The 16,624-nt window shown below is 45.0% G+C and carries 14 protein-coding genes; 12 read left to right on the top strand and 2 right to left on the bottom strand.

Features of this window, described 5'->3' with window-relative positions; genetic code table 11:
* Positions 1-62: 62 nt before the first annotated feature.
* Positions 63-1,376 (top strand): branched-chain amino acid transport system II carrier protein, encoded by a 1,314-nt coding sequence (brnQ, locus tag AB4493_RS14905; RefSeq protein ID WP_372155295.1) that lies wholly within the window; start codon positions 63-65, stop codon positions 1,374-1,376.
* Positions 1,377-1,522: 146 nt separating this feature from the next.
* On the opposite strand, the gene fldB is transcribed toward brnQ, so the two are convergent.
* Entirely contained in the window at positions 1,523-2,044 is a 522-nt protein-coding gene (gene fldB / locus AB4493_RS14900; RefSeq protein WP_017062875.1) for a flavodoxin FldB, read from the bottom strand.
* A 150-nt stretch (positions 2,045-2,194) separates the two neighbouring features.
* On the opposite strand from fldB, the gene xerD reads away from it, so the two are divergent.
* From xerD to AB4493_RS14860, 8 genes are all read left to right on the top strand, one after another.
* On the top strand, positions 2,195-3,109 hold the full coding sequence (gene xerD / locus AB4493_RS14895; RefSeq protein ID WP_372155293.1) for a site-specific tyrosine recombinase XerD: 915 nt from the start codon (positions 2,195-2,197) through the stop codon (positions 3,107-3,109).
* A 26-nt stretch (positions 3,110-3,135) separates the two neighbouring features.
* A complete protein-coding gene (locus tag AB4493_RS14890; protein ID WP_017062874.1) occupies positions 3,136-3,915 on the top strand; it encodes a thioredoxin fold domain-containing protein in 780 nt (259 codons plus the stop codon).
* Positions 3,916-3,995: 80 nt separating this feature from the next.
* The gene (gene recJ / locus AB4493_RS14885) at positions 3,996-5,732 is read left to right on the top strand and encodes a single-stranded-DNA-specific exonuclease RecJ (protein ID WP_017059329.1); all 1,737 of its coding nucleotides are present in this window, start codon (positions 3,996-3,998) and stop codon (positions 5,730-5,732) included.
* A 235-nt stretch (positions 5,733-5,967) separates the two neighbouring features.
* Positions 5,968-7,066, top strand: a protein-coding gene (gene prfB / locus AB4493_RS14880; protein WP_100208942.1) for a peptide chain release factor 2 whose coding sequence is annotated in 2 segments (ribosomal slippage) — positions 5,968-6,042 and positions 6,044-7,066 — 1,098 coding nt in all. Because the reading frame shifts where the segments join, the coding sequence is not laid out codon by codon here.
* A gap of 98 nt (positions 7,067-7,164) precedes the next feature.
* Positions 7,165-8,697, top strand: coding sequence for a lysine--tRNA ligase (gene lysS / locus AB4493_RS14875; RefSeq protein ID WP_372155291.1), 1,533 nt, complete (start codon positions 7,165-7,167; stop codon positions 8,695-8,697).
* Between the two features lie 271 nt (positions 8,698-8,968).
* Complete coding sequence (vpsR, locus tag AB4493_RS14870) at positions 8,969-10,303, top strand: cyclic-di-GMP-binding transcriptional regulator VpsR (protein ID WP_136973917.1); 1,335 nt, start codon at positions 8,969-8,971, stop codon at positions 10,301-10,303.
* A gap of 587 nt (positions 10,304-10,890) precedes the next feature.
* Positions 10,891-11,142 carry a hypothetical protein gene (locus AB4493_RS14865; RefSeq protein WP_004735015.1) on the top strand — a complete coding sequence of 84 codons (252 nt, stop codon included), beginning with the start codon at positions 10,891-10,893 and terminating at the stop codon, positions 11,140-11,142.
* Positions 11,143-11,345: 203 nt separating this feature from the next.
* Positions 11,346-11,657: a DUF6482 family protein gene (locus AB4493_RS14860; RefSeq protein ID WP_004735016.1), complete on the top strand. Its 312-nt coding sequence runs from the start codon at positions 11,346-11,348 to the stop codon at positions 11,655-11,657.
* A gap of 88 nt (positions 11,658-11,745) precedes the next feature.
* Here the strand turns inward: AB4493_RS14860 and mutH are convergent, their stop codons facing one another.
* Positions 11,746-12,411, bottom strand: coding sequence for a DNA mismatch repair endonuclease MutH (mutH, locus tag AB4493_RS14855; protein WP_032546406.1), 666 nt, complete (start codon positions 12,409-12,411; stop codon positions 11,746-11,748).
* A 616-nt stretch (positions 12,412-13,027) separates the two neighbouring features.
* On the opposite strand from mutH, the gene rppH reads away from it, so the two are divergent.
* The 3 genes from rppH to AB4493_RS14840 are packed head-to-tail and all read left to right on the top strand — an operon-like array spanning position 13,028 to position 16,598.
* Complete coding sequence (gene rppH / locus AB4493_RS14850) at positions 13,028-13,546, top strand: RNA pyrophosphohydrolase (RefSeq protein WP_017059335.1); 519 nt, start codon at positions 13,028-13,030, stop codon at positions 13,544-13,546.
* A 2-nt stretch (positions 13,547-13,548) separates the two neighbouring features.
* Positions 13,549-15,798, top strand: a complete 2,250-nt coding sequence (ptsP, locus tag AB4493_RS14845) for a phosphoenolpyruvate--protein phosphotransferase (protein ID WP_017059336.1) — start codon at positions 13,549-13,551, stop codon at positions 15,796-15,798.
* Positions 15,799-15,806: 8 nt separating this feature from the next.
* Positions 15,807-16,598, top strand: a complete 792-nt coding sequence (locus AB4493_RS14840) for a sulfite exporter TauE/SafE family protein (RefSeq protein ID WP_017059337.1) — start codon at positions 15,807-15,809, stop codon at positions 16,596-16,598.
* Positions 16,599-16,624 lie beyond the last annotated feature (26 nt).

Below are 16,624 nucleotides of genomic sequence, written 5' to 3'. Positions count from 1 at the left end.
CTTTGAGCTGTAACATTCATGTAAGCACAACATAAATTCATAAATATAATTAAGGATTATCTGTGAAACAGAGTCTAAAACTAACAGATATAATGGCATTGGGCTTTATGCTTTTTGCGTTTTTCTTGGGTGCGGGTAACATCATCTTCCCACCTCTAGCTGGCCAATTAGCCGGTGATCACTTCCTTCCAGCGATGTCTGGTTTTCTGCTGACTGCCGTTGGTCTGCCGTTAATCACTATCGTCGCGGTCGCAGTGGCTGGTGGCTCTTGGGGTCACTTAACTAAAGATCTTCCTAAGAAAGCAGCAACCATCATGGCTGTACTGATCTTTATCATTATCGGTCCTGCATTTGCTGCACCGCGTACTGGCCTTGTTGCCTATGAGATGGCGGTGAAACCGTTCTTCATCGATGCCTCTCAAGCTCACCTAACTCTCTTTTCGATTGCATTTTTTGCAGTAGCGATGTTCTTCTCATGGTCGCAAGGTAAGCTTATTGACGTCATTGGTAAGGTGCTAACACCTGCACTGTTCGTTGGTTTGGTTGTGCTGGCGATTGCTGTATTCGTTAACCCTCAAGGCGATATTCTTGCGGCTCACGGTGAGTACATCACTCAACCACTAACCAAAGGTTTCCTTGAAGGCTACAACACCATGGATACTTTTGCTTCTTTGATGTTTGGTATGCTGATTGTTGATGCGATTCGTAGCAAGGGCATTACTGACCGTGCAGCGACGACTAAGTACCTAATTAGCGCGGGTTGTATTGCCGCAGCGGGTCTGGCGTTTGTTTACATCTCTCTATTTTTCCTAGGCGCAACAAGTGCAACAGTCGCAGCTGGTGCAGACAATGGCGGTGCTATTTTAAGCCTATACGTTCAATCGTTGTTTGGTCCTTCTGGTCAGCTAGTGCTTTCTGTGATCGTACTATTAGCATGTCTAACTACGGCGATTGGCCTTGTGTCAGCATGTTCTGATTACTTCAGCTCGCTAACGCCTCTGTCTTACAAGACTTGGGTAATCATCAATGGTGTAGCTTGTGCAACCGTTGCGAACGTTGGTCTTTCTCAACTGATTTCTCTGTCTGTTCCAGTACTGTTTGCACTGTACCCAGTCGCTATCGCGTTGGTTGCTCTGACATTCTTACGTAGCCGTTTCCCTAATCCAAAAGCGGCTTACCGCGTAGTGGTATTAGTGTCACTGCTGTTTGCTCTTATTGATGGCGCTAAAGTAGCGGGTGTAGACGTGTCTGCACTTGAGATGCTGCCACTGTTTGAGATCGGTATGGGTTGGTTGCTTCCAACAACGGCTGCAATCATCTGTATGTTCTTTGTTGGCAAGTCAACAGAACAAGAGATGGCTGAAGAGACTGTTTAATCTTCCGTTGAGATTAGATTGTCCTTCGAGATGAAATAGAAAAGGCCTCATTACTTCGCAGTAATGAGGCCTTTTTGTATTCTGTGGTCTTTTTATATCCAGCTAGTTACTTGGTTAGCTACTTAGCCGGGAGTACTTCTGTTTGGTTATAGCTTTTCGCTGTACTCAACCAGTACTTGCTCAACCCAGCTTGCGATACGGTCGTCGCTTAGCTCGTATTGTGAATCTTCATCAAGCGCCAAACCAACGAATTGAGATTTGTCTTCGGTTAACGCTTTAGACGCTTCGAACTCGTAGCTGTCATCGTTTGGCCAGAAGCCAACAAACTCTGCACCCGCGGTTTTCAGTTCATCATGCAATAGACCCATCGCATCTAGGAACCATTCGCCGTAGCCTTCTTGGTCACCCAAACCAAACAGAGCCACAACCTTGCCTTTCATAGGCGTGGTTGCGATGTCTTCCCACAGTTCATTCCAATCTTCTTGGATTTCACCGAAGTCCCAAGTCGAGATGCCCAGCAATAAAAGGTCGTAGTCCGCCATCAATGAAAGAGGGCTTTCTTTCACGTTATGGATATCAACTAGGTCTTCACCAATAATGCCGCGAATTTTCTCTGCTGCCATTTCTGTGTAGCAGGTGGTTGAGCCGTAAAATAATCCAATTTTCATAGCAAACGTTCGATTTTAATTTCAGATGGCGAATTCTAACCATAAATCGACTTCGATTGCAGCGATTATCCGCTCAAGTCGTAATTTTTATGGCATTCATATTTGCTCTGGCATACTCTCAAAACAGTTTCCAATATTGTGAGTAACACTATGCAGTCGCCTCAAGGGCAGAGCGCAGACCACGGTCTCGTTGAGCAGTTTTTAGATGCTATGTGGATGGAGCGAGGATTATCGGAGAATACGCTTGTCTCGTACCGTACCGATTTGTCCAAGTTATTAGCGTGGATGGAAAAGAACAATTACCGCCTCGACTTCATTAGCCTTTCAGGTTTACAGGATTATCAAGGCTGGTTAGCCGACGCCGATTTTAAGCAGACCTCTCGTGCCCGTATGTTGTCGGCGATTCGTCGCTTGTTCCAATATTTGCACCGCGAGAAAATCAGAGGCGATGATCCAAGTGCCTTGTTGATCAGCCCGAAGCTGCCGCAACGCTTGCCGAAAGATTTGAGCGAAGAGCAGGTTGATGCTTTGCTCGATGCGCCAGATCCGAACGATCCGATTGAGCTTCGCGATAAGGCGATGCTTGAGTTACTCTATGCAACCGGTTTGCGTGTGACAGAACTGGTTAGCTTGACGATGGAAAACATCAGCCTAAGACAGGGCGTGGTGCGTGTTATTGGTAAGGGTGGCAAAGAGCGCTTAGTACCAATGGGCGAAAATGCGGTGGATTGGATAGAGACTTTTATTGAACAAGGTCGTCCACATCTACTTGGCGAAAACAGTTCTGATGTGGTTTTTCCGAGTAAACGCGCCAAGCAAATGACCCGTCAGACGTTCTGGTATCGTATTAAGCACTACTCGGTCGTCGCTGGGATCGATACAGAGCTGTTGTCACCACACGTATTGAGACACGCTTTTGCGACGCATTTACTGAACTATGGCGCAGATATCAGGGTCGTACAGATGTTACTTGGGCATAGTGACTTATCGACAACCCAAATTTATACTCACGTGGCGACTGAAAGGCTGAAGCAAATTCACGCGCAGCATCACCCACGTGCTTAAATCCATTTATTTTTAAGGTGAACTTAATGAGCGTATTACGCCGTCTTCCTCTACTAGCGCTTCCTCTTATGATTACTGCATGTAATGCATCAGAAGCGAAAGTAGAAACAACATCAACAGCCGTAGAAGCTGCTCCAGCTCAAGCTATTGATACAGCTGCGTTAACTAAGCGTTTTGAAAAAATCGGTATTAAGGTCGATAAGATTGTGCCTTCGGATATCGATGGTCTTTTAGAAGTTCAAACCAACAGCGGCATTATCTTTTCTTCTCCAGAGGGCGATCACTTTCTAGCCGGCACTCTTTACTCTTTGGATGAAAACGGAAAGTTCAGTGATGTTTTGGCTGAGCGTCAAGCTCCGCTGAATGCTGAAAAAGTGGCAGCGATGTCGGATACGGTTATTGAATACAAAGCCGATAACGAAAAGTATGTTGTGACGGTATTTACTGACATTACGTGCGGCTACTGTGTTCGTCTGCACAGCCAAATGCAAGGCTACAACGATTTGGGTATCACCGTTCGTTACATGGCTTACCCACGCCAAGGTGCGACAGGGCAAGTTGCCGATCAAATGGCAGCAATCTGGGCGTCAGATGATCCAAAAACAGCGATGCATGACGCTAAAGTAAACCGTCAAATGCCAGCGTCTGGTAAAGACCTAGCAGAGCAAAAGCAGATCATTGCTAAACAATACCAACTGGGTCGTGAGCTTGGCATCAATGGCACACCGGCTATCGTGCTAGCAAGTGGTGAGTTGGTGAGTGGTTACTTACCGCCAGCACAACTTCTTCAACGTTTAGAGCAATAATCTCGTTTTCTGTATTGCCAATTTATCCCCCATGTTTTTGATTTAAGGAGTGGCCTGATTGATAGCGGGCCCATTTTTATATGATAGAGATCCAACGCCGTCCTGAGGTCGACATTTCAGTCTTACCTGCTCACTTACCTGACTTGTTAAAGCGCATTTATGTGAGTCGTGGAATCGACAGTGCCGACCAACTAGAGACAGCAGCGAAAGGCTTGCACTCTTATCAAAAACTGGGCGGCATTGATGCTGCGGTTGAGCTGTTGTTCAAAGCTATTCAGCAGCAAAAACGCATCATCATTGTTGGTGACTTTGATGCCGATGGCGCGACCAGCTCGGCGCTGTCTGTTTTAGCGTTACGTATGCTCGGCAGCTCTAACGTCGACTATCTGGTACCAAACCGTTTTGAAGATGGTTATGGCTTGAGCCCTGAGGTTGTTGAACAGGCAATCGAGCTTGGTGCTGAAGTGATCATGACGGTCGACAACGGTGTATCTTCAATTGAAGGTGTTCGCTTTGCTAAAGAGAAAGGGCTAGAGGTTCTGGTTACCGATCATCACTTGCCGGGCAATGAACTGCCAATGGTCGATGCTATGGTTAACCCAAACCTTGAAAGTTGTGCTTTTCCTTCGAAAGCCCTAGCGGGAGTTGGTGTCGCTTTTTACCTGATGATGGCATTGTGTGTTCACATGCGTAAATTGGGTTGGTTTGCAGAGCGCGGCATGACAGAACCTAAGTTGATGGAACTGATTGACCTTGTGGCGCTGGGTACGGTTGCCGACGTGGTTCCACTCGATGAAAACAACCGAATTTTAGTTCATCAAGGTTTGCAACGTATTCGTGCGGGTAAAGCTCGTCCGGGCATTCAAGCCTTGATCGAAATTGCTAAGCGAGACGCTAAGCGTTTGGTGGCGTCTGACTTTGGCTTTGCTCTTGGTCCTCGTATCAATGCAGCTGGTCGATTAGACGACATGTCTTTTGGTGTTGAGCTGCTAATGAGTAACAACATCCATGCGGCTCGTCGAATGGCGAGTGAGTTAGATGGCTTGAACCAAACACGTAAAGAGATCGAAGAGGGTATGAAGCAAGAAGCGATGGCTTTTTGTGAGCGCCTTGAATTTGGTAAAGACGACCTACCTTCTGGCTTGGCACTATTCCAACGTGATTGGCACCAAGGTGTGATTGGTATTTTGGCTTCGCGTATCAAAGACAAATACCACCGCCCAGTGATTGCGTTTGCAGATGGCGGCGAAGGCAGTATCAAAGGTTCATGTCGTTCAATTCCGGGTCTGCACATGCGTGATGCATTGGACCGAATTGATACTCAAAACCCTGGCTTGATTCTTAAATTTGGTGGCCACGCAATGGCGGCTGGTTTAACCATCATGGAAAAGGACTTTGAACGCTTCAGCAAGCTGTTCAATGATGTGGTGAAGAATGAACTTGGAGAAACAGCACTGAAGGGCATTATCTTGTCTGATGGTGAGCTGTTACCAGAAGAGTTCTCGATGCACACCGCTGAAACGCTGCGTTCAGGTGGCCCGTGGGGACAAGCTTTCCCTGAGCCAATCTTCGATGGTGAATTTAAAGTACTGCATCAAAAGTTGGTGGGTGAAAAACATCTTAAGTTGATGTTGGAGCCGCTCTACAAAGGTCACCCGACCAATGTGATGATTGATGGTATCGCCTTTAATGTGGACCTACGCCGCTGGCCTGATGCTTCGGTGAAAACTGTGCACCTTGCATTTAAGCTCGATATTAACGAGTTTCGTGGCAACCAATCTTTGCAGCTGATGATTGATCATATCGAAGCCAAATAGTGATTTTGGGCTCAATAATGCTCATCATATAGTGCCAAATTCAACAAGCTCTGTTCAAAAACAGGGCTTGTTTTCCTTCCTGTCCTTACAAAATTTACGTGTTTTTTATGCCTGTCAATTTTATATCCCATTAAGTTGTTGAATCTTGGTTCACCACTCTAAAAAATTCTGTATCTCCGTCACACTTTTGAGTACAATTCTTCGGTTAAATTCTACTCATAAATGATGAGCTAAAATGTTTGAAATCAATCCTATAAAAAACCGTCTGCAGGATGTGTCTGAGCGCACAAATATCCTGAGGGGGTATCTTTGACTATGACGCTAAGAAAGAGCGTCTAGAAGAAGTAAACGCAGAATTAGAACAACCGGATGTATGGAACGAACCTGAGCGTGCTCAAGCGCTAGGTAAAGAACGTTCTGCATTGGAAGCGGTAGTAGAAACGATCGACCAACTTGACCAAGGTGTTGAGGATGTTGATGGCCTATTAGAGCTTGCGGTTGAAGAAGAAGATCAAGAAACGTTCGATGAAATTGAACCAGAACTGGCCGAGCTTGAAGCTAAGCTAGAGAAGCTGGAATTCCGTCGTATGTTCTCTGGTGATCACGATGCATCAGATTGCTACATCGATTTACAGTCAGGTTCGGGCGGTACAGAAGCTCAAGACTGGACTTCAATGATGTTGCGCATGTACTTACGTTGGGCAGATTCGAAAGGCTTCAAGACTGAAGTTATCGAAGTGTCGGATGGTGATGTTGCTGGCCTTAAAGGCGCAACGGTACGTATTTCTGGTGAGTATGCTTACGGTTGGTTACGCACAGAGACTGGTGTTCACCGTCTAGTTCGTAAGTCACCATTTGATTCAAGTGGTCGTCGTCATACTTCGTTTGCATCTGCGTTTATCTATCCTGAGATTGATGACAACATTACGATCGACATTAATCCTTCTGACCTACGTATTGACGTATACCGTGCCTCTGGCGCTGGTGGTCAGCACGTAAACACCACGGAATCAGCGGTACGTATTACTCACGTTCCGACTAACACTGTGGTTCAGTGTCAGAATGACCGTTCGCAGCATAAGAACAAAGATCAAGCGATGAAGCAGCTACGTGCTAAGCTTTTTGAACTTGAGATTCAAAAACAAAATGCTGAAAAACAAGCGAGCGAAGAGACGAAATCAGACATCGGTTGGGGCAGTCAAATCCGCTCTTACGTGCTGGATGATTCTCGTATCAAAGATTTACGCACCGGCATCGAAAACCGTAATACTCAAGCGGTTCTTGACGGTGACTTAGACAAGTTTATTGAAGCTAGCCTGAAATCAGGTCTGTAAGCTTTATCAACTATTAAGCTTTACCAATAATATTGGTAAAAATGCCTATATTTGCAAAAATATAGCGGTCCAAATTTTAAAAGCAGGGTACATCTCTAATGACTGATGCTGTTCAAAACGAAAACGCACAAGAAGCTTCTTCACCTGAAGAGAACAAACTAATCGCTGAGCGCCGCAGCAAGCTGGATCACATCCGCCAAAACTGCAAAGCTAACGGTCACCCAAATGACTTCCGTCGTGAGCACCTAGCTGGCGATCTTCAAGCGGAATTCGGTGAGAAGACTAAGGAAGAGCTAGAAGAGCTTAACCACATCGTTGCGATCGCTGGTCGTGTTATGGCGAAGCGTGGTCCATTCCTTGCGATTCAAGAAACTTCTGGTCGTATCCAAGCATACGCAGCGAAAGACGTACAAAAAGTACTGAAAGAGAAGTACCAAGGCCTAGATATCGGTGACATCATCGGTGTTAAAGGTGCGCTTCATAAATCGGGTAAAGGCGATCTTTACGTGAACATGGAAGAGTTTGAATTGCTGACTAAAGCACTTCGTCCTCTACCAGAGAAGTTCCACGGTCTCACTGACCAAGAGATGCGTTACCGTCAGCGTTACGTTGACCTAATCGTGAACGAAGACTCTCGCAATGCATTCATCGTGCGTTCTAAGCTTGTATCTTCAATCCGTAACTTCATGAGCGCGAAAGGCTACCTAGAAGTTGAAACGCCAATGATGCACGTGATCCCGGGTGGCGCAACTGCACGTCCATTCATCACTCACCACAATGCACTAGACATCGACATGTACCTACGTGTTGCACCAGAGCTTTACCTTAAGCGTCTAGTGGTGGGTGGTTTTGACCGTGTATTCGAGATCAACCGTAACTTCCGTAACGAAGGTCTATCTCCACGTCACAACCCAGAATTCACTATGATGGAATTCTACCAAGCGTACTCTGACTACAAAGACCTTATGGATCTGACAGAAGAGATGCTAAGCACGGCAGCAATGGACGTTCTTGGTTCTACTTCTATGCCTTACGGTGACGAAACGGTTGAGTTCGGTGGTACTTACGCTCGCATGAGCATGTTCGATGCAATCAAAAACTACAACCCTGAGCACGCTGAGATTCAAGCGCTAACAGAAGCAGATCTACAAGACCGTGAGAAGATGGTTGCTATCGCAAAATCTGTACACGTAGACGTAGAAACGTTCTGGACATGTGGTCAGCTTCTAGAAGAGATCTTTGGTGAAACGGCTGAGCCTCAGCTAATTCAACCAACGTTCATCACTGGCTACCCAGCGGACATTTCTCCTCTAGCACGTCGTAGCGATGACAACCCATTCTTCACAGACCGTTTTGAGTTCTTCATCGGTGGCCGTGAAGTAGCGAACGGTTTCTCTGAGCTTAACGATGCACAAGACCAAGACGAGCGTTTCAAAGCGCAAGTTAACGCGAAAGACGCGGGTGATGACGAAGCGATGTACTACGATGCAGACTACATTACTGCACTAGAGCACGGCCTACCGCCAACAGCGGGTCAAGGTATCGGTATCGACCGTCTAGCGATGCTATTTACAAACACGCACACAATCCGTGACGTGATCTTGTTCCCGGCAATGCGTCCACAGGCGTAATTCTCGCTTATAGGGCGTAACAGCCTATGTAATTAAAAAGCCACCTTCGGGTGGCTTTTTCTGTTTTGGGGCTTCAAAACCTAGTCTGTACCGCACTCTTGATTCGAAAAATCGTTATTTCTGACATAGTCTTACTATTGAGACATAAAATCTAAGATAGTCTCACTACTATACGTCTCTGCGCTGAATACGCTCTCGCGGCATTTTGTCGAACGATGAAGCAGTGACTCGTATTAGTCTGATTTAAATAAAAATAGAATAAGGAAGAAGGATGGGAACTCAATTTAAGATGGATTCCTTACCAGGTTCTCTTATCGTCGTTGGTGGTGCGTACGAACCCTGGTTATCAGTGTTAGAACAAGTGGGTTGGCAGTGTACCCAGTGTGCAGATTTACGAAAAGCCGATGCCTTGATTGCTGATATTGGCCCATGTATTGGTATTGTCGATCTTAGTCATGATGAGTTCAGTCTTAACGGTATTGCTAACCTTGTGAGCAATAACAAGCAGGTGAGATGGCTCGCCTTTATCCGTGAATCTCAATTAAGCTCTGATACGATCTGCCAGTTTATCGTCAACTTCTGTATCGACTTTTTCACGGCACCAATCCCAGATGCTCAATTGCTGAGTACCATTGGTCACCAACTGGGTATGCTTAAGCTTGAGCAGAAGGTATGGCCAAACTACGGCATCAATAACAACATGGGACTGCTAGGCGATTCTGTGGCCGTGAAGCGCTTGAGAGACCAAGTAAAGCGTATTGGGCCGACTGATGTCAGTATCTTGATTTATGGCGAGAGTGGGGCTGGTAAAGAGACGATTGCACGCTCGATTCATCAAAATTCGTCGCGAGCACAGAAACCATTTTTAACGGTTAACTGTCGTGCCTTGTCTGAAATGAGAATAGAGGCCGAGGTGTTTGGCATATCAGCACAGTCAGCGACTGCGCCTTGTATGTTGGAAGAAGCCGATGGCGGAACCATCTTGCTTAATGATGTTTTAGCGATGCCACGCAATCAACAACTGAACCTGTTGCGCTTTCTACAAGAAGGTAAGATTGAAACTGCGAATGGACCTAAATCTGTCGATGTGCGTATTCTGGCCGCGAACTCCTCTGATATCGAGAAGGCGTTGATCGAGGGCGACTTCAATGAAGAGCTTTATCACTATATCAATGTTCTGCGTATTCATGTTCCAAGCTTAAAAGAACGTGTGAGCGATATTTCTGTGTTAGCGAATCATTTCTTACGTGAGTACTCGAAAGAGTTTAATGCTCAGGCTAAGAGTTTCTCAGAGGATGCTATTCGTTCAATGAATCGCTACCACTGGCCAGGCAACGTTCGTGAGCTGATGAATCAGATAAAGCGTGTTGTTCTGATGTCGGATGCCGTGATCATAGAAGATCACCAACTTGATTTACCAAAACAGAATGATGAACGTCGCAGTTTGAAAAGCATTCGTGAGCGTTCAGAGCGCGATGCATTGTTGATTGTATTGGAATCTTACGGTGGACAGGTCTCGTTGGCTGCTAAGGAGCTCGGAGTATCACGAGCAACGATGTACCGTTTATTGAATAAACACAGCCTTATTTCTGAGGGCGTTATTTAGAATTCTTTGCTAAGTGATTCAATCTGTTAATGTAAATTTAAGAGCGACGCATCATGCGTGGCTCTTTTTGTTGTTAGTCGCTGTGTTCACATTCGAACAATTGAGAGATGCCCCCTAGGTCACTAAGAGATATGTTCTGTGATTTTATATAATAATAGTGAATATCTTATATATAAATGAATATGCAACTGATATTCCAGGTGAATGCATTGTTTTAAAAATGTGAGCCAATTAGCGGTTGAATAATATACTCACTTGGTTAGACTTTAACCGTGAAAGCAGCGTTTTAACAAAGACTTGTCTGCTTTCACTACCCCATTTCTTTTTGGATTTCTTAGTTAGCTTGGAGGCGCAAATGAAACATTTCGATTTTATACAGCATATTTGCGCGTCGTTTGATCCGTGTTCTGACATGGTGACTGTTATGTCACAAACATCAGCCATGGCCGATCGAAACACCCAAGATAAACCTAACTAATAGATCCGTATCCTTATTTGGCTGCGGAAAAATAGCAGCTAAGTGAGAAACCCTCATACGATCTAACACGCTATTTTTCCTCAGTTTATTCAACAACTGGAGAGTTATTATGCGTCACTCAGTATATTTAAAATTAGCAACAGTCCTTATCCGTGCAGACCTTCGTCGTGAAGAGCGTGAATGGCAACGAAAAGTTCGTCGCAGTTCATATGATCTACCATGGAACAATACTCACTTACTAAGAGATATTGGTCTTGAAGCTGACGGTCGACCGATTGGTTTTTCTGAACCAGAAGTCGTCACGATTGAACGTCGAGTACGTCACCTTCGTCGTGTCTTAAGTGCGCGAATACCGACGTAATCTGCGGGGTTGATCGCACCTTTCAACCCCCTAAATCATTGACGGTGATAGTTAGGTGTCAAAAGTGAGCGCTTTTGAACTAGAACTGGACAAAAAAGAGAAGCATTGGCTTCTCTTTTTTGTTTTTTTAATCGAGAAAAATCAACGTGCCCTAGTAAAGAAATAGAGTTCTACTAAGCTATAGAGAGCAAGGGAGGCCGGTTATGCAAAAGCATCAGTTAGACATGTGGTTACATGGAGAGCACAAAGACTCTTATCAAACACCCAAAGTGTACGTTATTGGCTGTTCTGATATTTCAGAATATCTATTGGCGGTGGAGTACAAACATAAGCTAGAACCGGTAAAGCAAGACGGCGAGCCGCTTCACTTTGGATCCTTGGATCAAGTGAAAGAGGAGTTACTCCGGCTCGGCTTTGAAAAGGCGTATCTTCGCTTACACAACGCCTATGATGAGTTTGGTAATGAGCCAAGCCAAAGCTACTGTGATATTGAACTGGCGCTCAAACCTCATTAAGAGGCGTTGGTAGCGAGATATTGATTCTAATTCCAGACTGTTTTTTAACGCACTGATAGTTTTGGCTATCGAGGCTCGATTAAACGATCTATGCGTAATGTGTTGTCAGTAATTTATGGGTGAATTGAGTTCGCAGATAGAAACCACGTGGTTTAGTTTTGATAGGTTTTCCGCTTGCACCGTAAGCTTCCGTTAACACACGACTGTTAGCAGCCTTCGGACGTAAATGCAGTGCTTCACCGTGTCTTGCTGTTATCTGTTCAACATTGCCTAAAACGATCAACTCCATCAGTTCTTCCCAATCTCGCTTCAAGAGTTCGTCTTCAGCTTGGCTAGGTGTCCATAATAATGGGGATCCTACATGCCTCTCTGCTAGCGGGATCTCTCTTTCTCCCTCGACAGGGATCCACAACACCTTAGACAGCTTGTTTCGAACGTGGCTGGTTTCCCAAGTTATGCCTTGCACACCCATCAAAGGAGCAACACACACAAAGGTGGTTTCGAGTGGCTTGCCAGAGTAGCTAATCGGAATGCTTTTTAGCTCGATACCGAGCTTGGCAAAATCTTGTTCTGGCTTACTGCCTGCAGGTGCACCCAAGTGCCATTCCAATAGCTGCCCAACCCAGCCTTTATCACGCTTAAGGTCGTTTGGCATCACCATCTCAGCTTCGTCAGCGAGCTCTTTAAAGGTCATTCCGGCGATGGCATACGCGCGCTCTAACAGCTCTTGTTGTGTTTGTGGTTCTGGTTTCATAATAAAAGGCATGATCAAAAAAATGATTTTATCAGAAGTTATCACCAAATGACGACTGGTTAAGAAATGATCTCCTTGCGAGAGAAGGGATCAAACTCAGGGTTATCCACAGGACATAAAGGTAATTAATTGAAATATTAATTTAGTGGATAAATAAACAGGGGTTTATGGTGGATAAAATGCTTGCCAAATGGGGTTCAAAATGAATCTTTCACTTAGTAGTGTGGATAAACATCGGAGTGGTTGATCTTTAACCATGTCAGGTTTCTGAAAGATCTTTTACATTTCTAATGTTTTTTAAAACTAGAATGTTATTTTAATTTACTGATTTATATAATAATAAAATTATTTTGACTGATTTGTTGTTTTTGGTGTTGATGAATCTATGGATTAAAAAAAACGATTGCGGGTAATTCTTCACATAGTTATTCACAGAAAAGGTGAATAAATGTGGTCTATGTCTCACTATTGTGTGGGTAACTAGAATTTGAGCAAAACTTATCCATATTCCTAGTTATTATTCATAAATATAGCGCTTATCACGTCACTAAGTTTGCTCCGATTGGGGATATGTGGAAAAATCAGAGTAATTAAAAATTTAGATAGAGGTTGGCCAGTGATAGATGGCGATGGTTACCGATTAAATGTTGGTATTGTAATCTGTAACAACCATGGTCAGGTCTTCTGGGCTAAACGATACGGGCAACATTCATGGCAATTCCCTCAAGGGGGAATAGATGAAGGTGAGACTCCGGAACAGGCAATGTACCGCGAGTTGTATGAAGAGGTTGGCCTTACTAAAAAGGATGTAAAGATCGTCGCGACAAGTCGTCATTGGTTACGCTACAAGCTACCCAAACGACTGGTTCGGTGGGATTCTAAACCTGTCTGTATTGGACAAAAACAGAAGTGGTTCCTTTTGCGCTTAGATTGCGATGAATCGCATATCAATATGCAGCGTGGAAGTACACCTGAGTTTGATGGTTGGCGTTGGGTGAGTTACTGGTACCCAGTTCGACAAGTTGTTTCTTTCAAGCGAGATGTTTACCGTCGAGCGATGAAAGAGTTCGCATCTTTAGCAATGCCGTTTAAAGAGCGAAAAATAAAAGGAAAGCGCAAATTGCGTAGAGGTTAAGCATGCTCAGTCAACTAAGGGAAATAGTTGAACACGTATCAAGAGTTGAAGATGTGTCGACGGCTCTTGATATTTTGGTTAAAGAGACATGCAGTGCGATGCAGACGGAATGTTGCACCGTATATTTGGCAAATAATGATATGCAGCGCCTTGAGTTGATGGCAACTCAAGGCCTGATCTTCAAAGGCAATAGCATTCACATTGGTTTTGACGAAGGTCTGGTTGGCCTTGTTAAAAGAAGTGCTGAACCTATCAACCTTGCACAAGCGTCTGCTCACCCTGCTTATAAGTTTTTTCCAGAGCTTGGAGAAAACGTCTATCACTCTTTTCTCGGTACTCCGATTATCCACCGCAAGCAAGTGCTCGGTGTATTGGTCATTCAACAGAAGACCCCACGTTTATTTAGTGAGATGGAAGAATCCTTCCTTGTCACGCTCTCTGCACAACTTGCCGTTATTGTGGCGCACGCCCAAACTCAAGGCCATTGGCTGTTAGAGCAACAGAAGCTACCGGCTACTAAAGGTATTGCAGCTTCATCGGGCGTGGCGATTGGTGACTTATGGTGGGACAACACTCAGCCTGAACTCACCGATGTTTATCCTGCTTCGACGCTCAATATAGAGAGAGAGCATGAGTTGTTGGCGGTAGCGGTTGAAAACGCCCTCAATGACTTTAAGCGCATGCGAAAGCGCTTAGATAGCGAAATCAATAAAGATGCGTTGGCGATCTTTGACCTGTTTACTCACTTACTCAACGATCCTATGCTGCGTAAGGATCTAAAAAGCCAAATCCAGAAAGGCGATAAAGCCGATTGGGCACTAAGACAGGTTGTAGAGAGTTATTCTAATCGCTTTGCTCGTATGTCGGACGTGTATCTTCGTGAGAGAGCACAAGACATCCGAGAGCTCGGACAAAGGCTGCTCTATTTCCTCCACAACTCTGAACATGAACTTCGCACGTTAGATAAGCCGATTATCCTAGTGGTTCGTGAGTTAACCGCTTCGGTATTAGCGTCTATTCCCAAAGAAAAGCTCTTAGCGGTGATTTCCTTGGAAGGGGCGGCGAACTCGCACGCAGCGATTTTATCTCGAGCGCTTGGCATACCTTCCGTCATGGGGGTAAACCTCAACCTAGCTCAAGCTAATGGCAAGCGAGCGATTGTTGATGGGTATAGCGGTGAGATCTTTATTGAGCCGACTAAAAGCCTGCTCAAAGAGTATCGAGGGCTGATTCTAGAAGAGAGTGAGCTCTCCTCTATGGTCAATCGCGAGCTGTACCTACCGGCAAAAACGCAAGACAACAAGCAAGTCGAAATTCTGCTTAATGCGGGTTTAAGTGCAGACACTAACATCGCTATCAACCAAGGCGTTGATGGCGTAGGGCTGTATCGAACTGAAATTTCTTTCTTGTTGCAGCAAAGATTCCCGTCAGAGGATGAACAATTCAAGCAGTATCGTTCTGTACTGGCAAGCTACCCAGAGAAACAAGTGGTGATGCGTACACTCGATATCGGTGGTGATAAGGCCTTACCGTATTTTCCTATCGAAGAGGACAATCCATTCCTTGGTTGGCGTGGTATTCGGTTTACGCTCGATCATCCTGACATCTTTATTATTCAGTTACGTGCCATGCTACGTGCGAGCTGTGAAAGCCATAACTTGAGTATTTTGCTGCCGATGATCTCTGGTGCACAGGAGTTGGATGACGCGCTACAGTTGATTGAACAAGCGTATGATGAAGTGCATGAGCTTGATAACCGAGTGCGTATGCCTCGCGTTGGTATCATGATTGAAGTGCCATCCATGCTGTACATACTGCCGCTGATTGCGCATAAGGTCGACTTTGTTTCAGTCGGTACCAACGACTTAACCCAATATTTATTAGCGGTTGATCGGAACAATTCACGAGTATCCGATGTCTATGAATCAATGCACCCTGCGGTGATCATGGCATTAAAACAAATTCATGATACTTGTAAGCAATATCAATTACCTGTTTGTATTTGTGGCGAGTTAGCCGGTGACCCGATGGGCGCGCTGCTATTGATTGGATTGGGGTATGAGACGTTAAGTATGAATACCTCGAATGTCGCAAGAACCAAATATTTGATTCGTCAATCGAACTTGGCTGAATTACAGGATTTGGCAAATAAGGCACTTTCAAAACCGTATGGTAGTGACATATATAGTATGATGCTGAACTATTTCGAAGAGCGTGAATTTACAGGCTTCATTCGAGCAGGTAAAAAATAGGATTTAACGTGTCATATGAACTGATAGGCTTGTTAGCGGGCCTTGGTGCTATTGTTGGTGTTTTAGCAGGCTTGCTAGGCATTGGTGGTGGTTTGCTGGTTGTTCCTGCCTTACTGTTTTTGCTTCCTAAAGCGGGTATCCCCCAAGAGTTTGCGATGCAAATGGCATTGGCTACTTCGCTATCAACCATCATCGTTACGTCGGGATCGTCTGCGATTAACCATCTAAAGTTGGGTAACGTAGAGATGTTTGTCGTTAAATGGTTGATGCCAGGTGTGGTGATAGGTGGCTTCCTCGGCTCTTTCGTGGCCGATGTAATTCCAGCTCAATACTTACCAAAAGTCTTTGGTGTGATTGTTTTGGTGTTGGCGTTGCAAATGCTATTGTCGATTCGCTCCAAGAGCCAAAAATCGATGCCGGGTTCAGCTAAAACCGTGTTGTGTGGCGGCGGGATTGGTTTGGTATCAAGCTTAGCGGGCATTGGCGGTGGGTCTTTATCGGTACCTTTCCTTAACCATCACGGTGTGGAAATGCGTAAAGCCGTCGGCTCATCTTCGGTATGCGGTTGTGTTATCGCGATTTCGGGAATGCTAGGTTTCATTTGGCATGGATCTTCTGTCGATGATCTTCCTGCGTATAGCTTGGGTTATGTTTATCTACCGGCTTTGATCGCGATATCTTGTACCTCAGTTTTGACCACTCGAGTGGGTGCGAAACTGGCCACTCAATTGCCAACCCCTGTGCTGAAGAAATTCTTTGCGGTATTTTTAATGTTTATAGCAGCCACAATGCTGCTGTAGTGTCTTTTCTGTTAGTCATTGAGCTA

The sequence above is a fragment of the Vibrio sp. 10N.222.55.A1 genome, from assembly GCF_041473835.1.
In the GTDB taxonomy this organism is placed as follows: domain Bacteria; phylum Pseudomonadota; class Gammaproteobacteria; order Enterobacterales; family Vibrionaceae; genus Vibrio; species Vibrio crassostreae_C.
This window is presented reverse-complemented; position numbering and strand designations above follow the sequence as displayed.

What these genes read in the sequence shown, in the direction of transcription:
- fldB (WP_017062875.1), bottom strand. Translation starts at nt 2,044, where the DNA reads ATGAAAATTGGATTATTTTACGGCTCAACCACCTGCTACACAGAAATG.
- xerD (WP_372155293.1), top strand. Translation starts at nt 2,195, where the DNA reads ATGCAGTCGCCTCAAGGGCAGAGCGCAGACCACGGTCTCGTTGAGCAG.
- AB4493_RS14890 (WP_017062874.1), top strand. Translation starts at nt 3,136, where the DNA reads ATGAGCGTATTACGCCGTCTTCCTCTACTAGCGCTTCCTCTTATGATT.
- recJ (WP_017059329.1), top strand. Translation starts at nt 3,996, where the DNA reads ATGATAGAGATCCAACGCCGTCCTGAGGTCGACATTTCAGTCTTACCT.
- lysS (WP_372155291.1), top strand. Translation starts at nt 7,165, where the DNA reads ATGACTGATGCTGTTCAAAACGAAAACGCACAAGAAGCTTCTTCACCT.
- vpsR (WP_136973917.1), top strand. Translation starts at nt 8,969, where the DNA reads ATGGGAACTCAATTTAAGATGGATTCCTTACCAGGTTCTCTTATCGTC.
- AB4493_RS14865 (WP_004735015.1), top strand. Translation starts at nt 10,891, where the DNA reads ATGCGTCACTCAGTATATTTAAAATTAGCAACAGTCCTTATCCGTGCA.
- AB4493_RS14860 (WP_004735016.1), top strand. Translation starts at nt 11,346, where the DNA reads ATGCAAAAGCATCAGTTAGACATGTGGTTACATGGAGAGCACAAAGAC.
- mutH (WP_032546406.1), bottom strand. Translation starts at nt 12,411, where the DNA reads ATGAAACCAGAACCACAAACACAACAAGAGCTGTTAGAGCGCGCGTAT.
- ptsP (WP_017059336.1), top strand. Translation starts at nt 13,549, where the DNA reads ATGCTCAGTCAACTAAGGGAAATAGTTGAACACGTATCAAGAGTTGAA.